The following is an 18,319-nucleotide window of genomic DNA, read 5'->3' on the forward strand; positions in this document are numbered from 1 at the left end:
TGAAACTATTGAATGATAAAGGGGGACGATTCAATGGGTATAAAAAAAGCGATTTTGTTAGGTGCAGGTGACCGTGGGGGAAGAGTTTACGCGAATTTGATAAAGTCTTTACCCCATAAAATTAAATTAATTGGGGTAGCGGAACCTGTTAAAGAAAGAAGAGAACGCGTAAGTCGTCATCATAGTCTTGATGAACGATATGTACAAGAATCATGGAAAGCATTATTGGACTTAAAGCCAGAAGCTGATATAGCAATTATATGTACTCAAGATAAAGTACATTTTGAACCAACAATGAAAGCATTAGATTTAGGATATCATGTGTTGCTTGAAAAACCGATGTCTCCTAGTCCTGAAGAGTGTATTAAAATGGTAGAAAAAGCGAAAGAAATGGATAGAACATTAACGATTTGTCACGTATTAAGATATACATCATTCTGGAGTAGAATCAAATCTATCGTTCAAAATGGAGATGTTGGTCAGATTGCGTCAATTCAACTTAATGAAAATGTAGAATATATGCATATGTCTCATAGTTTTGTAAGGGGAAATTGGAAAAGTAAAGAACAGTCAAGTCCGATGATATTAGCTAAATCTTGCCATGATATGGATATTATCAATTATATCATGGATCAAGATTGTAAAAGAATCAATTCCTTTGGCTCATTAATGTACTTTAACGAAGCAAACAAACCAGAAGGCGCACCATTAAGATGTCTAGACGGATGCCCAGTAGAAAATGAATGTCCATTTCATGCTGGAAGGTATTATTTAGGTATCGGTAGAGGATGGGCGATGAAATTTACAGAAGAAAATTCTAACGAAGCGATCATAGAAAGATTAAATCATACGGATTATGGGAAATGCGTCTTCCAATCAGATAATGACGTTGTCGATCACCAAGTTGTGAATATGGAATTTGAAAATGGTGCAACAGCAACATTTAGTATGAGCGCATTTACAAGAGAACAAACAAGAGTAGTTCAAATAATGGGAACAAAAGGTGAAATAAGAGGGAATATGGAAACAAATGAAATAAGCATTTTTGACTTTTTAACAAGAGAAGAAAAAATCATTAAATTCCCAGAAGTGAGCAGTGGACACGGAGGCGGGGATGAAGGTATTATAAGAGATTTTATAGATACAATTAATAGCTCAAATCAAAATGTATCTAAATCAATAGCAAGTAAATCTTTAATCAGTCACTTAATGGCATTCGCAGCAGAAGAATCAAGACTGAACCACGGCCAATCCATAAATATAGACGAATTCTATAATGAAATAGCCTTAACATCTTAATATAATATAAAAAAAGACGTGATACCGCTAGAAAATAGCAGTATCACGTCTTTTTGTTATGTGTGAAAGTAGCGCTAACGCTCAAGACTCACAAACAAGATCGTTAGAAATTCTAACGATCAAGAAAACGAAACAAGATCGTTAGCGCACGAAAATGAGCCCCGCAACTCCCACCTAAATCCCAACCAAAACATTTACCTCATTCTACATATTGATTATATTTTTGATGATGAGTGCTGCGACGAATAAGATGATGATACTTGATACTCTATTTAATATGATGATAAATTTACCTGATTTATCAAACATGCCGACTTGTTTACCGGCTATAGCGAGACCGAAGAACCAGAACCAAGAGATAAAGATTGTTGCTACTGTGAACCCGACTTTTTCATACCCTGAATATAGTGATGCACTTGTACCGATAACACCGACTGTATCCATAATGGCGTGTGGATTGAGTAATGATAGAGATAATGCAAAGCTGATTTGTTTTTTTGCTGATATTGCTATGTCTGAGCCATTGCTTGATGATTTTTCGTTCCATAACGTCCAAGCCATATACAATAGAAAAATTAATCCGACGATATATATGATTAATTGTAGTGATGGATAGTGATTTAAGATGAGTGATACGCCAAACACCGCAAGTAATATGAGTAATGTGTCACATAGACCAGCTGTAATAACAACAGGTAAAGCTTTATTTAAGCTTTTATGATTTGCGCCTTGATTAAAAACAAATATATTTTGAGCACCTAATGGTAAAATTAAACCGAGTGCTAATAAAAGACCGTGGATGACTGCTTGAAACATTTGATTTAACCTCCTTTTTGTATAGTATAAAAGAAATAAGCTACAATGAAATCATCCAGAATTAAATTTATGCCCAACCAGATTGGAGTTACATTTATGGAAAAACCTATCTACCAAAAAATTATAGATGATATGTTAAGAGATATTAATAATGGTCAATTAGAAGTTGGTATGAAAATCCCTTCGCAAAGAGCTTTAACACAAAAGTATGGTGTAAATAGATCAACAATTGTACATGTGATTGATATTTTAAAAAGTTATGGCGTGCTTGAAAGTAAAGAAAGAAAAGGGATATACGTTTCGAAAAATAAATGGAATGAGTATGTGAGTAACAATTTAAATTGGCAAGATTATATAGGTAATAGTATTAACCAGAACAATCAATATTACATTAGAGAAATTAATCGATGCGAATTTATACCTGACATGGTGAGATTAGGGACGGGTGAACTTTCGCCAGAATTAATACCTAATGATGCATTTCATGAAATCATTTCGAAAGATTTAAGTTGTCAATTGACTTCAAATTACGAAGCGCCTAAAGGGAATATTCAGTTGAGACAACAAGTTAAAGAAATTGTTAAAAAAAGAGGTATTGAGTGTAGTGTAGAAGAAATTTGTATCACTTCTGGTTCATTACAAGGTTTGAAGTTGATAGCAGATGGATTATTAATTCCTAAATCAAAAATTATCGTTGAAACACCTTCTTATATCAATTCAATTAGAACGTGGCACAAAATTCATTCCAAAATGATACCTTTATCAATTGATTATATAAGCAATAATATTCATGCGATTTTTAAAGAAGATGAAGATTACAGCAATAGTATATTTTATTGTAATCCTACTTTGCACAATCCTACATCGCACACATATACATTGAAAGAGAAAGAACAAATTCTTGAACAGTGTAAAGCAAAGGGTATTCCAGTTGTGGAAGATGACATTTATAGTGAGCTGTGGTTTGAAGGTTCGATTCCTAAATCGATGAAAGAGCTTGATACAAGTCATAATGTGTTGTATTTAGGTAGCCTATCTAAAACAGTTAGTCCAGGTCTCAGAATAGGGTGGTTAATTGGCAACGAACGGGTCATTAATCATTTAGCAGATTTAAAAATGCAAAATGACTATGGTGCAAGTTCGATTTCTCAATTTATAGCTACTAAATGGTTGGCACATTACCATGAGAAGCATATTGAAGACATTAAACGTAATTTACAAAGGCGCAAAGATTTGATGGAAGATGCTTTAACAGAATCTTTCTCAGATATTGGTAGATGGTCTAAAGTAGAAGGGTCTTTCTATATATGGTTCAAATTCAATGAAAGTATTGATTTGAAAAGGTTATTCCAACGTGCCTTAGAGGAAGGATTGCTCATTCATCCAGGGGAGATTTATTCAGAAAGAGAAAAACATAGTTTAAGATTTTCTTATTCATATATTGATGAACATAATATAAAAGAAAGTATTTATAAACTAAGAACTATCATCGATAAAGAAAACTTGTTAAATAAAAGAAAATCCTCGAACTCTTAATATGAGACCGAGGATCTTTTTATATTATTTATTCACAATATAGTCTGGTGTATCACCTTGTAGTTTCTTAATCGTATTATTTGCGACGATTCTTGCCATTTCATCACGTGCTTCAAATGTAGCGTTTCCGATGTGGGGTGTTATGACGACATTGTCCATTGTTTTAAGTGCATCTGTAATTTCTGGTTCAAATTCAAATACATCTAATGCAGCACCTTCGATTGTTTTAGATTGTAGTGCTTCAACTAGAGCTTGTTCATCTACAATAGGTCCGCGAGATGCGTTAATAACATATGCTGTATTTTTCATTTTTTCAAATGTTTCTTTATTGAATAAATGATGTAAATCATCTGAATAGGCAGCATTAATTGTAATGAAATCTGCTTGTTCTAACATCTCATTAAGACTGACATAAGTAGCCCCTAATGAAGCTTCTTGTTCTGGTTTTCTATGTGGTCCAGTATATAGGATGTTCATGTCGAAACCTTTGGCACGTCTAGCAACAGCAGAACCAATTTCACCAAGTCCAACTATGCCGATAGTCTTACCGGAGACTTCCCTACCTCTAAAGAATAATGGTGCCCAACCGTTGAATCCTGTTGTTCTACAAAGTTGGTCGCCTTCAGCAATTCTTCTAGATACGGCAAGTAATATACCAATCGTTAAATCTGCTGTAGCATTTGTTGAAGCTTTTGGTGTATTTGTGACATCGATTCCTTTTTCTCTCGCATATTTAACGTCTATGTTATTGAAACCAGCACCATAATTTGCGATGATTTTTAAGTTTGGCGCATGATCAATAATTTCTTTATCAATATTTGTAGATAGTGGGCTAATAATCGCATCTACGTCTGTTACTTTTTGAAGTAAAGTATCTTTCGTAATTAATTTATCCCCTTCAAAGACTTCTACTTCAAAATGTTCTTGTAACATTTCTAATCCTTCTGTTGGAATTTCTCCAGTTATGAATACTTTATTCATGATGTAACCTCCTATAGAACTTTTCATACGTTTATATGATCACTATACCCTAATGCGCAAGTTTCCATTCACTGAATTTACGTACGATGACTTCAAAAGCGATGTGATATGGTAAGAAGCTGGAATAAGATGTTTGGTTAAATAGTTCTATCGGAGAACTATTAACGTATATATTGTAACTCGCATTCTGGGCTAAATAGTTATCCTTTAATGTAGTAATAGAAATATAACTAATATTTCGTGTATGCATAATCTCGACGTTATCTCTTAAATGTGATGTTTCGCCTGATAATGAAATGATGAAAATTAAATCGTCTTTATTCATTTGATTCATAGCAATTTTAAGTTCATTCTCGTCGTTAATAACCATTACTCTCTTATTAATAGAAAGAAAGTGTCGCTGAGCATCACGTGCGACGTTTAATTGTGCGACACCTGTACCATATATATAGATGTATGGCGCTTGGTTGATTTGTTCGCTTATATAATCATAGTCGATCATTTTTAAATGTTTCATAGTTTGTTGTAAATCTTGCTCTAAACTTTCAATGATATCTGTCGATGGGTTAGATGTTTGTCTATTTAATTTAATATATGCTTTAAAATCACTATAACCATCAAAGCCAAGTTTGCGAGCGAGTCGGTGAATAGAAGAAATTGAAGTGTGTGATATATCGGCGATTTCTTGTATTTTTAATCGATGAATCAAGTGAATATTTTGATTAATCATTTGTATGATATGTATATCGTTGTCATTAAGTTGTTGATAATGTTCATTAATCAGTTTATCCAAAATCATTATAATCCTCCATTCGAAGTGAAAAAATTTTCATGTTATGAAAATATAATCTAAGTTTACTATGTGATTTCTATTTACGTCAAACCTCTTGGCAAATGTAAGCGCTTCCTATATTGTTGAGATAAATTGATGAGGAAAAGGGGTTAAAATATGAATGCAATTAAACGATTTGGTAGTGCCATGATTGTACCGGTATTACTATTTGCATTTTTCGGTATTGTTGTAGGGTTTGCAACACTATTTAAAAATCCAAATATTATGGGTTCAATAGCTGAAGATGGCACAATGTGGTTTAAAATTTGGAGTTTGATTGAAGCGGGTGGTTGGACTATATTCAACCATATGGAACTAGCGTTTGTGATTGGACTTCCAATCTCACTTGCTAAAAAAGCGCAAGGTAGAGCAACACTAGCAGCTTTAATGATTTATTTAGTATTTAACAATTTTATTAATGCAATTTTAACCCTTTGGCCAAAGACGTTCGGAGTAGATTTATCAAAGGGTGTTGAAAATTTAACCGGAGTAAAAGAAATAGCTGGTATTCCAACATTAGATACAAGTATCATTGGTGCAATTTTCATATCAGCAATTGTCATTTGGATACATAATCGTTTCTATGATAAGAAATTACCTGAAATGGTTGGTATTTTCCAAGGTCTACCATACGTTGTTATCATTGGATTCTTTGTTATGATCCCAATCGCTTTTATCGTATGTGCGGTATGGCCAACAGTACAAGCAGGTATCGGTTCATTACAAGGTGTTATGTTGAAATCAGGATTTGTAGGGGTTTGGCTATTCCACTTCTTAGAAAGAATATTGATTCCAACAGGATTACATCATTTCATATACACACCATTTGAATATGGACCTGCAGCGGTCAATGGTGGATTGAAACCTTATTGGATTCAACACTTAACAGAATTCTCAAATTCTGCTAAATCTCTTAAAGAACTTTATCCATATGGATTCTTGTTACAAGGTAACATTAAAATGTTTGGTTGTTTAGGTATTGCGTTAGCGATGTACGCTTCAACACCGAAAGAAAACAAGAAAAAAGTATTGGCATTAGTATTACCAGCTGGATTAACAGCAATTTTCGCAGGTATTACAGAACCATTAGAATTTACATTCCTATTTATTGCACCTTACTTATTCTTAATTCATGCATTATTAGGTGCAACAATGGTTACAATTATGTACCTATTCGGTGTAGTTGGTATTCAAGGCGGCGGTGCGATAGAAATCGCGGCAATAAACTGGATTCCATTATTCTCTAATCACGGTATGACTTACGTTGCACAATTTATCATTGGTATCATCTTTGTTGTGATTTACTTCTTTGTATTTAAGTTTATTATTGAGAAGTTTAATGTACCATTACCTGGGCGTGTGCCTGATGATGGTGACGCTAAGCTTTATACGAAAGAAGATTATAAGTCTAAAAAAGCAAGTGCTGATACACAAATGGATGACAATGCATCAGAATATGATACGAAAGCTATTTATTTCTTAGAAGGATTAGGTGGCAAAGACAATATTAAAGACGTTACAAATTGTGCGACACGATTAAGAGTAACGGTTAAAGATCCAAGTTTAGTGAAAGATAACGACTACTTCACGCATAATCAAATGGCACATGGTGTAGCGAAAAGTGGTACAAATGTTCAAGTAATTGTAGGACTCAGTGTACCTCAAGTAAGAGATTCATTTGAAACGATGATATAAAAAATATGGAGGTCATAAATAATGAAGAAATTTAACATAACAATAGCAGGTGGAGGAAGTACATTTACACCAGGCATTATATTAATGTTACTGGATCATTTAGAAGATTTTCCGATTGATACGATTAAATTATACGACAATGATGGTGATAGACAACAAACCATTGCGGATGCTTGTGAAATATTACTTCATGAAAGAGCGCCAAGTGTTAAGTTACAGGCGAGTACGGATCCTAAAACAGCTTTTGAAAATGTAGATTTCGTTATGGCACACATACGTGTTGGTAAATATGCGATGAGAGAACAAGACGAGAAGATTCCGTTGAAACATGGTGTCGTTGGACAAGAAACGTGTGGACCTGGTGGTATATCTTATGGTATGCGTTCTATTACTGGCGTACTAGAAATTGTGGATTACATGGAACAATATTCACCAGATGCTTGGATGTTAAATTATTCGAATCCAGCAGCAATTGTAGCTGAAGCAACTCGAAAATTAAGACCTCATTCAAAAATTTTAAATATTTGTGATATGCCAATTGGTATTGAAGAACTAATGGCAACAAATATTGGGCTGAAATCTAGAAAAGAAATGGTCGTTAAATATTATGGATTGAATCACTTCGGTTGGTGGACAGATATAAGAGATAAGTCAGGTAATGATTTAATGCCAAGTATCATTAAACACGTTGAACAATTTGGATATTCGACTGACACAGGCAGCGATATAGAACAAGAAGCAAGTTGGAATGATACGTTTAAGAAAGCGCGTGATGTACAAGCGCTTGATAAAGATACGTTACCTAACACATATTTAAAATATTACTTCTTCCCTGATTACGTTGTGGAACATTCAAACAAAGACTATACAAGAGCAAATGAAGTAATGGCAGGACGAGAAAAATTTGTGTTCGGTGAATGTCAAAAAATCATTGATCAAGGTACTGCTGAAGGAACAGAATTAACAATAGATGAACATGCATCATATATCGTAGACTTAGCAAGAGCAATTGCTTTTAATACAAAAGAAAGAATGTTAATGATTGTTGAGAATAAAGGTGCTATTTCAAACTTTGACCCAACAGCGATGGTTGAAATTCCATGTTTAGTTGGCAGCGAAGGTCCAGAACCTTTATCAGTTGGTGAAATACCGAGATTCCAAAAAAGTTTAATGGAACAACAAGTAGGTGTTGAGAAATTAACAGTTGAAGCTTATGAAGAACAATCTTATCAAAAACTATGGCAAGCACTAACGTTATCTCGCACAGTTCCGAGTGCATCTGTAGCTAAAAGTATATTAGATGACCTCATTGAAGCAAATAAAGAATACTGGCCAGAATTGAAGTAGGAATAATAATTGAATTACTATTTATTAACGTGCAAGGCACACCAGCCTTGCACGTTTTTCTTTGTGTTACATCCATTTAAGAACAATAAATCGTATAGCGACTTTCTTTAATCGCAAACTTTTAAATGATATAATTAGATGAAGTGATATATATTTTTTATTTAAAAATATAAGGGAGCATATCTATGTATATAGAAAGAAAACCAACAATCAATTTAGCAGAATTAAAGAAGGAATTTACGAATAATTTAGGTGAAATTGAATATGCGCAGTCTTCTGAACAAGCGCTAGAAGAGTTGTTTAATTTTGTAGAACTACAACATCAATATGCTGCAGCATTAGAAGAAATCGGGACAAAGTTGAAAATATTGGACGATGAATTCCAAGTTGCTTATAAACATAATCCAATTCACCATATGGAAAAGCGTGTTAAAGAATTTCCAAGTCTCATTAAGAAATTAAGACGCAAAGGATTTCCTTTAAATGCGAACTCAGCAAAAGAGAATATTCAAGATATCGCGGGAATAAGAGTTATTTGTAATTATCTAGAAGATGTCTATACAATTGAAAAATTATTACTTAGACAAGCTGACGTAAAATTATTAAAAAGAAAAGACTATATAGAAAATCCTAAAATGAATGGATATAAAAGTTTACATTTAGTTGTATCTATTCCTGTATTTTTAGCAGAGAGTGTTCAAGTAATACCTGTTGAAATTCAAATTCGAACAATTGGTATGGATATGTGGGCGAGTTTAGAACATAAATTAAGATATAAGAATTCGCATGTATCTACTGAACAATATGAAGAAAAGTTAAAAGAATGCTCAATAGAAATAACAAATGTAGAACGCAAAATGCAAGAAATGAATGATGAAATTTATCATCATACGGATAAAAGTATGATAAAAGTAGACAAAAATTAATAAATTAGGCACTAAGTAGAGCAGAAATTTCTTAGAAATAAGGATATCTGCTCTTTTTTAATAATTTAGTATATAATAAATTAAAATCATTCAGGAAATAATGTTGAGGAGTGAAGTAATGGAGAATAATCTTAAAGTAGAAGCTTTTATGCAACGTGAAAAAAAGTGGAAAGATGAATTTGAACGATTAAGAGAAATTATACGTGAATGTGATTTAGAAGAAGATTATAAATGGATGCATCCATGTTATACATTGAAAGATAAGAATGTTGTATTGATACATGGATTTAAAGAATATTGTGCACTTTTATTTCATAAAGGTTCATTACTTAAAGATCCTGAAAAATTACTCATTCAACAAACGAAAAATGTTCAAGCCGCAAGACAATTGAGATTCACAAATGTAGATCAAATCAAAGAACAACGAGATATTATTAAAGCATATGTTGAAGAAGCAATTGAGCTTGAAAAATCAGGGGCTAAAGTAGAATTAAAGAAAACAGAAGAATACGAAATGCCAGTTGAACTACAAGAACAACTTGATCAAAATAGTAACTTAAAAGAAGCTTTCTATAATTTGACGCCAGGAAGACAACGCCAATACATTTACTATATTAGCCAAGCAAAGCGCCCAGCAACACGCGTTAGTCGAGTAGAAAAATATATTGAACATATATTGGAAGGCAAAGGGCTAAATGATGAGTGAGGGTAGTGAGAATATGAATGCTGTGATTGAAGAAGTCGTGGAATTTATAAAGCGTTCTAACCATCAAATCATGATTAGAATTGGTGGACATGGTGGTTCAGGAAAAAGTACATTTTGTCAGGAATTAATAAAAAGTCTAGATCCTAAAGAATATAACTTGATCAGCACAGATACTTATATAGTTAATTCGAATTTAAGAAAACATACAAAGGCGAAATATATGTATAACGGTATAGAGCATGAAGCGAAAGTAACGGCTTGTATGCCTGAAGCGCATAATGTAGATATTCTAGAACGGGATATTCGTGCGTTACGAAATGGTATAGATATCATGACTATTGAAACACCGTGGCAACAATCTGAACGTTTAGATGCCACAAAGAAAGTAACAATCTTAGAAGGTATGACTACTACATTTATAGATTCCAAATGGGTTGATTTATCTATCTACATTTATACGGACAATGAAACTGAGCTGAAAAGAAGATTTGACCGTGATGTTCGTGTAAGAGGAATAGATATAGAGTTTTTAAAGGCATCTCAAGATGAAAGACGTATTCAATATGAATTATTTATGCATCCTCTTCTTGAAAATTTTGATATTGTCATTGATCATTCAAATGATTTGTTTAAAATACTGAAAAATTAATTAAATTAAACCTTAGTTTGATACATTTTGGAAATAGAATGATATAGTAAAAGTGTTAATTAATTTTAAGGGGGATTTTTTGTGGCAGATTCAGTAAAATTATTAAAAACACTTACAGATATTAATGGTATTTCGGGATTTGAGTATAATGTTAAAGCTAAAATGAAAGAATACTTAGAACCTGTAAGTGATGAAATTATTGAAGATAACCTAGGTGGTATTTTCGGGAAAAAGAACGCTAAAAATGGTTCTAAAACAATTTTAATAGCGGGTCACTTAGATGAAATAGGATTTATGGTTACGCGTATCGATGATGATGGTTACATTAAATTCACAACAATTGGTGGATGGTGGAACCAAGTTATGCTTTCACAAAAAGTAACCATTACAACAGATGAAGGTAAAGAAATCAGAGGTATTATTGGTTCTAAACCTCCTCACGTGTTAAGTCCAGAAGAACGTAAAAAACCTGTCGACGTTAAAGAGATGTTTATTGATATAGGTGTTGATAATAAAGAAGCGGTTGAAGGTCTAGGTATTGAAATCGGCAATATGGTGACACCTTATTCTGAGTTTGAAACTTTAGGTGACGGAAACTACTTAACAGCAAAAGCATTCGACAACAGATTCGGTTGTGCGTTAAGTGTTGATGTATTAAATGAACTTAAAAACGATGACCTCGGTATTAACTTAGTTTCAGGTGCAACTGTACAAGAAGAAGTTGGTTTACGTGGTGCGAAAGTTGCTGCAAACAAAATTAAGCCAGATTTATCTATCGCAGTGGATGTAGGTATTGCTTATGATACACCAGGTATGAAAGGGCAAGATCACGAAACGAAATTAGGTAACGGACCACTTGTATTGTTAATGGATGGTACGAATATCGGTCACGTTGGATTTAGAAAATTCATCAAAAACGTAGCAAAAGAAAAAGGCATTGATGTGCAATGGGATAACATAACAGGTGGCGGAACAGATGCAGGTAGTATTCACGTAGCAAATGAAGGTACACCAACAATCTCAATCGGCGTTCCATTACGTTATATGCACTCAAATGTATCAATCCTTCATAAAGAAGACTACTTAAACGCAGTAAAATTAGTAGCTGAAATCGTAAAAGCATTAAACGATGAAACAGTTAAAAATATTATGTGGTAAGAAATCTTAAAGAATGATTTAAAAAAGTACCAAGAAACGCATAATCGCTTTCTTGGTACTTTTTAATATTTAGATTGATTATTATTTTACCATTTTTCATTGCCTATACTTTCAAAAGATACTAGTAATGTATTTTCAGGTTTTTCATTGTAATTTTCAAAGATATTTTCGATTGTCAAATCAGATATAGATTTCATTTTTTCGAGTACAAGAGATTTTCTAGTATCTTTGTCTTCTAATACTTCTTTTGGTTGTATTTGTAATTGTTTATTTATATGTTTAGATGTGTTGTTGCTATGTTTATTTTCGATTAGTTTCACATAAACACCTCCATAAAATATAAAGTATTATACTATTATTGTATCATTTTGTATATGTATCCGATGATGAATATAGTATGTATATCAACTGTTATGACCAAGTTATAATTTGTTATTATAATAAAATAAATTTTAGTAGTATAGTAATCGTTTTATTGGGTTTATTTTTTGTTTGTAAAGCTTGTAAATATGCTATATCATGATTAATAGAGATGGAAGTACTTGATTCATTCAAGTGATTCTTTTTTTATATTTATTGAATAAAAAGGAAGTGTAAATCATCGAAAAAGAAAAGAAAAGGTTACTTCGAAAAATGGTTAAACCATTTGAAAATAACAATTTAAAGAAAAGTACAATTCAAATTATAAACACAATCATCCCATTAATTGTGCTTATTGTTGTTGGCCTGGTAAGTTATCAATTACATTGGTCATTATCGGTCCTATGTGGTGTATTGGCATCTGGTTTTATTATTAGAACATTTATCATTTTTCACGATTGTTGCCACGGATCATTTTTGAGTAAGAAAAAGAACAATGATTTGTTAGGAAATATAACTGGGTTATTAACATTCTTCCCATATGAAAAATGGAGAAGAGAGCATATTATACATCATACGAGTAGCGGGAATTTAGAAAAGCGTGGTATTGGTGATATTTGGGTTATGACTATTGAAGAATATCATGAAGCTTCAAAGTTCACTCAATTTAAATATAGAATGTATAGACATCCGTTTGTGATGTTTATTTTAGGACCAATATTCCTTATGTTTATTTCAAACAGAATGAATGCTAAAGATGCGAAAGCTAAAGAAAAACGTAACACTTGGTTGCATAATATAATCTTGCTAGTTTTTTATGTCGGTATTTTCTTTATTGTAGGTGCAGTTCCATTTGTACTTGTATTTCTACCAATGCTGTTCATTGCAGGTATGTTAGGTATTTGGTTATTTTATATTCAACATACATTTGAAGATTCATATTTCGAAGAATCATCAGAGTGGGATTATGTAAAAGCCGCTATAGAAGGCAGTTCATATTATAAATTACCAAAAGTATTTCAATGGATGACAGGGAACATTGGCTACCATCATGTTCATCATTTAAGTCCAAGAATTCCAAACTATCAATTAGAACAAGCACACGAAAAGACACCACCATTACATCACGCAACAACCATAACAATTAAAGAGAGTTTAGAATCACTGAAATATAAATTATATGACGAGAAAAATAAATGCTTCATTACTTTTAAAGAATATACTTTAAGATTTAAGAGAACACATGCGTAAAAGTAATGATTTGAAACGGGACATTGAGCATGTCCCGTTTTTTTATTAGCAAGTTTGGTGAGAAGTGCAAATACTAGTGCCGTTATTAGCAATTTTGGTAAGAAGTGCAAATAAGGATCTCAGTAATTACAATTCTCAGTAGTTTTGTAATTAAGGCTGCTCATAGTGACACTTCAGCCGACTTTTGTAACTAACACCCCTGTTACGAACAAGTTTGGTCGAAAGTGTTCACAACGCCCCCATATGACCTTATATAATCCCCAGGCAAAGACTCACCAAAAATATAAGAAATGAATTAAAACAACTATATAAATTATTTCATTATTTTTAATTCTTGCTATAATGATAATTAATTGAAAAGTCAGTACATTTATTGGAAGGGTGAATGTCGTGAAGATTACGAAAATCTTAAATAACAATGTTGTGATTTCTAAGATTAATGGGGAAGAGCGCATTGTTATGGGGGCTGGTATTGCTTTTGGGAAGAAGAATGGCCAGGCGATTGAGAAAGATAAAATTGATAAGATTTTTAGAATGACGAGTGATGAACAAGAGAGAATGCTTACTTTAATTAAAGAATTAGATGATGATGTGTTACTCATTTCTCAGGAAATTATTGTTGAAGCAAATAAACTTTGTAAGGAACCATTGTCTGAATCTATTTACATAGCGTTAACGGATCATATTAATTATGCAATTAAACGTCATAAAGAAGGGACAGTTATTAATAATCCATTGCTTTATGAAATTAAGCGATTATATCCAGATGAATATAAAATTGGTTTGTTCGGTATTGATAGAGTAGCTAAACATTTTAATCTCGATATGCCTAAAGACGAAGCTGGCTTTATCGCGATGCATATCGTAAACGCGAATATGAACGAGTCTATCTCAAACGTTTATGAAATTACAAAAATCACCCAGAGTATTGTAAATCTTGTAAGATATCACTTTAATTTAGATGTTTCTGAAGAAGAATTAAGTTACGCGCGTTTTATTACACATTTAAAATTCTTCAGTCAACGATTAATTAATTCTGAAAGTTTAGAAGAAGTGATGGATATATCTTTATTGGCATCTTTACAGAGAAAATATAGCGAATCCAACCGTTGTGTCGATAAAATTGGTGATTTTCTAAAAAGAAATTATAATCACGATTTATCTAATGACGAAAGGGTTTATCTTATTTTACATATTGCTCGATTATTAAAATCTTCATGAAAGCGTTGACAAATAAAATGTAAGCGTTATAATAAATTTAAATTAATAAACAATTACTTTAAACGGCAAGTCAAATTGCTGTTTGGGATTGTAACTTTAAGTAGGCAAAACCCAGAGTAATGCATAACGAACATTGGGATTCGTATGTATTATTCTGGGTTTTTTTCTATGAAAATGGAGGGATTTAAATGAAGTATGAAGCGTTAGCAAAAGATATCGTAGAGAAAGTCGGTGGTAAAGAAAATATCAATTCTTTAACACATTGTATTACAAGATTAAGATTTCAGCTGAAAGATACGGGGAAAGCTGATACAGAATATTTAAAGAATAAAGAAGGTATTGTGACGGTCATGGAATCGGGTGGCCAATATCAAGTTGTAATTGGTAATCACGTTCCAGATGTATATGATGCAGTTCGTAAAGAAGCAAATATGAGTGATGGTGCTTCTAGTGGTAGTTCATCAAGCAACGGATCACTATTTAATCGCTTTATTGATTTGATTTCAGGTATATTCCAACCAATTTTAGGCGTGTTAGCTGCAGCGGGGATGATTAAAGGTTTTGCAGCACTATTTTTAGCAATTGGTTGGCTTACTGAAAAGTCGGGAACATATCAAATCATGCATGCAATTGGTGATGCATTATTCTACTTCTTCCCAATATTCTTAGGTTTAACAGCAGCGAAAAAATTTGGCTCTAATCAGTTTATTGGTATGGCATTAGGTGCAGCACTTGTTTATCCAACACTTGTAAGTGCGATGGCGTTAGGTAATGAAAATGCAACGATGCTCTTTAGTGGCACATTCTTTGAATCAGAAAGTGCTTTAACATTTTTAGGCATCCCAGTCATATCAATGACTTATACACAAAGTGTTATTCCAATTGTGTTCTCAGTATTCTTTGCATCTAAATTAGAGAAATTCTTGAAGAAAGTTATACCAGATGTCGTGAAGACGTTCTTAGTACCATTCTTTACATTAATTATTATTGTGCCATTAACGTTCTTAATTATTGGACCTATCTCTTCATGGGCAGCCAATTTAATTGGTGCAGGTGCAATAGTTTTATATAACTTTAGCCCATTATTTGCTGGATTATTGTTAGGTGCATTCTGGCAAGTCCTTGTTATCTTCGGTTTACATTGGGGACTAGTAGCCATTGCCATTAATAATATTTCAACATCAGGTTTCGATATTATTATACCTTTAACATTTTCAGCTTCATTTGCTCAAACAGGTATTGTGTTAGGTATTTTCTTTAGAACAAAGAATAAACAACTTAAATCTTTAAGTATTCCAGCATTTGTGTCAGGTATCTTTGGCGTAACAGAGCCTGCTATTTATGGTATTACTTTACCTAGAAAGAAACCATTTATTTATAGCTGTATAGTGGCAGGTATAACTGGCGCTATGATCGGTTGGGCAGGTACGAAAATGTTCTTTATGGGTGGACTTGGTATTTTCGGATATACAACATTTATAGGCAAAGCAGGTTTAGATATGGCATTCTGGATGTCATTAATCGCAACGGGTTCAGCAGTGATACTTGGTTTAATTGTCGGTTATTTAACGCATAGTGATAAGAAAGAAGCAACAATCGATAAAGGTGCTGACGCTGGAGAAACTGCACAAGAAGCAGTCGTAAATGATGTATTAGTAGAATCACCAGTATCAGGTAATATTGTAGATTTAACAACGATTCAAGATCCTGTCTTTTCATCTTTAGCAATGGGTAAAGGTATTGCGATTGAACCGGATAGCAATGTTGTTGTGGCACCATTTAATGGTGTTGTCGAAAGTTTATTCCCGACTGGTCATGCAATTGGATTAAAATCAGACAACGGTGCTGAAGTATTGATTCATATTGGTATTGATACAGTTAAATTAGAAGGCAAGTATTTCAAGCCGCTTGTATCACAAGGAGAAACAGTTGAAATCGGACAACCTTTAATTGAATTCGATAGAGAAGCAATTAAGCAAGAAGGATACGATACAGTAATTCCAGTTGTTGTCACAAATTCAAATTTAGCAAAAGATGTCGTTCTTGAAGATCATCAAACGATTGAATCAGGTAAACATATATTAACGGTTATTTTATAGAGGAGGATTTGAAATGAGTTTAAGTAAAGATTTCTTATGGGGTGGCGCAGTAGCAGCCAATCAATGTGAAGGTGCATATGATGTAGATGGTAAAGGATTAAGTTTAGTGGATGTTCTACCAGCAGGAGAAGAAAGACAAATTCCATTATTCAATCCAGCTAAAGGTTTAAAAGGAACATTTGATTACTACCCAAGTCATGAATCGATTGATTTTTATCATCGTTATGAAGAAGATATTAAACTATTTGCAGAAATGGGCTATAAAGTGTTGAGAATGTCTATTTCATGGCCAAGAATTTTCCCGAAAGGTGACGAAGCTGAACCAAATGAACAAGGCTTAGCTTTTTATGATAAAGTGTTCGACACTTTAAAAGCTTACGACATTGAACCTTTAGTAACATTAAATCATTTTGATACACCACTTTATTTAGCTCAAGAATACGGTGGCTGGTATAACAGAAAAACGATTGATTTCTTTGTGAACTACAGTCGAGTTGTATTTGACCGTTACAAAGATAAAGTGAAATATTGGTTAACACATAACGAAATCAACATGATTTTACATATACCTTATATTGGTGGTGGGCTCATTATTGAAGATGAAGCTAATGCTGAACAAATTAAATATCAGGCTGCACATCATTTATTAGTTGGTTCAAGTCTTGCTACTAAAGTCGGTAAAGAAATTAATCCAGATTTCCAAATTGGTTGTATGTTAGCTGCTGGAGAAGTTTATCCAAATACTTGTCATCCTCAAGATATGTTAGCAGCACTTCAGAAAAATAGAGAACAATATATCTTTATTGATGTGCAATCAAGAGGTGAATATCCAAGTTATAGTAAACGCATGTTTGAAGAATTAGGTGTAGAGATTCAACAAGAACAAGGCGATGCAGAAATATTAAAAGCACATACTGTCGATTTTATTTCATTCTCGTACTATTCAAGCAGATTAGAAAGTGGCGATGAAGAAGTTAATAAACAAAAAGGTGCCGGCAACGCATTTGCATCATTAAAGAATCCTTACTTAGAAGCTTCTGATTGGGGTTGGCAAATTGACCCAGTAGGTTTACGCGTTACAATGAATCAAATTTATGATCGCTACCAAAAGCCATTATTTATTGTAGAAAATGGACTTGGTGCGAAAGATGAAGTAACTGAAGACGGTAAGATTCATGATGAATATCGAATTAAATATTTAAGTGAACATTTAGACCAGATGATTGAAGCGGTTAAAGATGGTGTTGAATTATTAGGTTATACGTCTTGGGGTTGTATTGATCTTGTTTCAGCTGGAAGCGGAGAAATGAAGAAACGTTATGGCTTTATCTATGTTGATCGTGATAATCGAGGTAACGGTACTTTAGACCGTACACCTAAAGATTCATTCTATTGGTATCAAAAAGTGATCCAAACAAATGGTGAAGACTTAAGCTATTAAAT

At 33.0% G+C, this 18,319-nt stretch carries 16 protein-coding genes; 12 read left to right on the top strand and 4 right to left on the bottom strand.

Going from position 1 to position 18,319, the window contains the following annotated elements; all coding sequences use genetic code 11:
- Window positions 1-33 precede the first annotated feature (33 nt).
- Window positions 34-1,299: a Gfo/Idh/MocA family protein gene (locus LQ693_RS04680; RefSeq protein ID WP_239703092.1), complete on the top strand. Its 1,266-nt coding sequence runs from the start codon at window positions 34-36 to the stop codon at window positions 1,297-1,299.
- Window positions 1,300-1,503: 204 nt separating this feature from the next.
- On the opposite strand, the gene LQ693_RS04685 is transcribed toward LQ693_RS04680, so the two are convergent.
- Entirely contained in the window at window positions 1,504-2,115 is a 612-nt protein-coding gene (locus LQ693_RS04685) for a LysE/ArgO family amino acid transporter (RefSeq protein ID WP_107565415.1), read from the bottom strand.
- 96 nt (window positions 2,116-2,211) lie between these two features.
- On the opposite strand from LQ693_RS04685, the gene LQ693_RS04690 reads away from it, so the two are divergent.
- A complete protein-coding gene (locus tag LQ693_RS04690; RefSeq protein ID WP_107565416.1) occupies window positions 2,212-3,651 on the top strand; it encodes an aminotransferase-like domain-containing protein in 1,440 nt (479 codons plus the stop codon).
- A 24-nt stretch (window positions 3,652-3,675) separates the two neighbouring features.
- Here LQ693_RS04690 and LQ693_RS04695 read toward each other — a convergent pair whose 3' ends face one another.
- A complete protein-coding gene (locus LQ693_RS04695) occupies window positions 3,676-4,632 on the bottom strand; it encodes a 2-hydroxyacid dehydrogenase family protein (RefSeq protein ID WP_107565417.1) in 957 nt (318 codons plus the stop codon).
- 49 nt (window positions 4,633-4,681) lie between these two features.
- Window positions 4,682-5,431, bottom strand: coding sequence for a MurR/RpiR family transcriptional regulator (locus LQ693_RS04700; protein ID WP_107565418.1), 750 nt, complete (start codon window positions 5,429-5,431; stop codon window positions 4,682-4,684).
- Between the two features lie 150 nt (window positions 5,432-5,581).
- Here LQ693_RS04700 and LQ693_RS04705 point away from each other — a divergent pair, with 150 nt between their 5' ends.
- The 6 genes from LQ693_RS04705 (at window position 5,582) to LQ693_RS04730 (ending at window position 11,945) form a co-directional block, all read left to right on the top strand.
- Complete coding sequence (locus tag LQ693_RS04705) at window positions 5,582-7,159, top strand: alpha-glucoside-specific PTS transporter subunit IIBC (protein WP_204196931.1); 1,578 nt, start codon at window positions 5,582-5,584, stop codon at window positions 7,157-7,159.
- Between the two features lie 21 nt (window positions 7,160-7,180).
- Window positions 7,181-8,506, top strand: coding sequence for a 6-phospho-alpha-glucosidase (locus LQ693_RS04710; RefSeq protein ID WP_107590537.1), 1,326 nt, complete (start codon window positions 7,181-7,183; stop codon window positions 8,504-8,506).
- A 185-nt stretch (window positions 8,507-8,691) separates the two neighbouring features.
- A complete protein-coding gene (locus LQ693_RS04715; protein WP_204191087.1) occupies window positions 8,692-9,432 on the top strand; it encodes a GTP pyrophosphokinase in 741 nt (246 codons plus the stop codon).
- Between the two features lie 118 nt (window positions 9,433-9,550).
- A complete protein-coding gene (locus LQ693_RS04720; protein ID WP_204191086.1) occupies window positions 9,551-10,138 on the top strand; it encodes a YdeI/OmpD-associated family protein in 588 nt (195 codons plus the stop codon).
- Window positions 10,131-10,787 (top strand): AAA family ATPase, encoded by a 657-nt coding sequence (locus LQ693_RS04725; RefSeq protein ID WP_239703093.1) that lies wholly within the window; start codon window positions 10,131-10,133, stop codon window positions 10,785-10,787. Before LQ693_RS04720 ends, LQ693_RS04725 begins: the two co-directional genes overlap by 8 nt.
- Before the next feature lie 81 nt (window positions 10,788-10,868).
- Window positions 10,869-11,945: a M42 family metallopeptidase gene (locus LQ693_RS04730; protein WP_107565422.1), complete on the top strand. Its 1,077-nt coding sequence runs from the start codon at window positions 10,869-10,871 to the stop codon at window positions 11,943-11,945.
- An 86-nt stretch (window positions 11,946-12,031) separates the two neighbouring features.
- Here the strand turns inward: LQ693_RS04730 and LQ693_RS04735 are convergent, their stop codons facing one another.
- Window positions 12,032-12,265 carry a hypothetical protein gene (locus LQ693_RS04735; RefSeq protein ID WP_119475259.1) on the bottom strand — a complete coding sequence of 78 codons (234 nt, stop codon included), beginning with the start codon at window positions 12,263-12,265 and terminating at the stop codon, window positions 12,032-12,034.
- A 313-nt stretch (window positions 12,266-12,578) separates the two neighbouring features.
- Here LQ693_RS04735 and desA point away from each other — a divergent pair, with 313 nt between their 5' ends.
- The 4 genes from desA to LQ693_RS04755 all read left to right on the top strand — a co-directional run bounded on the left by desA (window position 12,579) and on the right by LQ693_RS04755 (window position 18,317).
- Complete coding sequence (desA, locus tag LQ693_RS04740) at window positions 12,579-13,556, top strand: Delta(5) desaturase DesA (RefSeq protein WP_233670670.1); 978 nt, start codon at window positions 12,579-12,581, stop codon at window positions 13,554-13,556.
- A 390-nt stretch (window positions 13,557-13,946) separates the two neighbouring features.
- On the top strand, window positions 13,947-14,777 hold the full coding sequence (gene licT, locus LQ693_RS13750) for a BglG family transcription antiterminator LicT (protein WP_239703094.1): 831 nt from the start codon (window positions 13,947-13,949) through the stop codon (window positions 14,775-14,777).
- 188 nt (window positions 14,778-14,965) lie between these two features.
- Window positions 14,966-16,876, top strand: coding sequence for a beta-glucoside-specific PTS transporter subunit IIABC (locus LQ693_RS04750; RefSeq protein ID WP_239703095.1), 1,911 nt, complete (start codon window positions 14,966-14,968; stop codon window positions 16,874-16,876).
- A gap of 13 nt (window positions 16,877-16,889) precedes the next feature.
- The gene (locus LQ693_RS04755) at window positions 16,890-18,317 is read left to right on the top strand and encodes a 6-phospho-beta-glucosidase (RefSeq protein WP_103360901.1); all 1,428 of its coding nucleotides are present in this window, start codon (window positions 16,890-16,892) and stop codon (window positions 18,315-18,317) included.
- Window positions 18,318-18,319 lie beyond the last annotated feature (2 nt).

The sequence above is a fragment of the Mammaliicoccus sp. B-M6 genome (genome assembly GCF_022386965.1).
Lineage (GTDB): Bacteria > Bacillota > Bacilli > Staphylococcales > Staphylococcaceae > Mammaliicoccus > Mammaliicoccus sciuri_A.

Bases quoted from the DNA above. Each gene is read 5' to 3' on its own strand.
- desA (WP_233670670.1), top strand. From the start codon at position 12,579: ATGGTTAAACCATTTGAAAATAACAATTTAAAGAAAAGTACAATTCAA.
- LQ693_RS04705 (WP_204196931.1), top strand. From the start codon at position 5,582: ATGAATGCAATTAAACGATTTGGTAGTGCCATGATTGTACCGGTATTA.
- LQ693_RS04755 (WP_103360901.1), top strand. From the start codon at position 16,890: ATGAGTTTAAGTAAAGATTTCTTATGGGGTGGCGCAGTAGCAGCCAAT.
- LQ693_RS04710 (WP_107590537.1), top strand. From the start codon at position 7,181: ATGAAGAAATTTAACATAACAATAGCAGGTGGAGGAAGTACATTTACA.
- LQ693_RS04695 (WP_107565417.1), bottom strand. From the start codon at position 4,632: ATGAATAAAGTATTCATAACTGGAGAAATTCCAACAGAAGGATTAGAA.
- LQ693_RS04685 (WP_107565415.1), bottom strand. From the start codon at position 2,115: ATGTTTCAAGCAGTCATCCACGGTCTTTTATTAGCACTCGGTTTAATT.
- LQ693_RS04700 (WP_107565418.1), bottom strand. From the start codon at position 5,431: ATGATTTTGGATAAACTGATTAATGAACATTATCAACAACTTAATGAC.
- LQ693_RS04680 (WP_239703092.1), top strand. From the start codon at position 34: ATGGGTATAAAAAAAGCGATTTTGTTAGGTGCAGGTGACCGTGGGGGA.
- LQ693_RS04690 (WP_107565416.1), top strand. From the start codon at position 2,212: ATGGAAAAACCTATCTACCAAAAAATTATAGATGATATGTTAAGAGAT.
- LQ693_RS04720 (WP_204191086.1), top strand. From the start codon at position 9,551: ATGGAGAATAATCTTAAAGTAGAAGCTTTTATGCAACGTGAAAAAAAG.
- LQ693_RS04725 (WP_239703093.1), top strand. From the start codon at position 10,131: ATGAGTGAGGGTAGTGAGAATATGAATGCTGTGATTGAAGAAGTCGTG.
- LQ693_RS04750 (WP_239703095.1), top strand. From the start codon at position 14,966: ATGAAGTATGAAGCGTTAGCAAAAGATATCGTAGAGAAAGTCGGTGGT.
- LQ693_RS04715 (WP_204191087.1), top strand. From the start codon at position 8,692: ATGTATATAGAAAGAAAACCAACAATCAATTTAGCAGAATTAAAGAAG.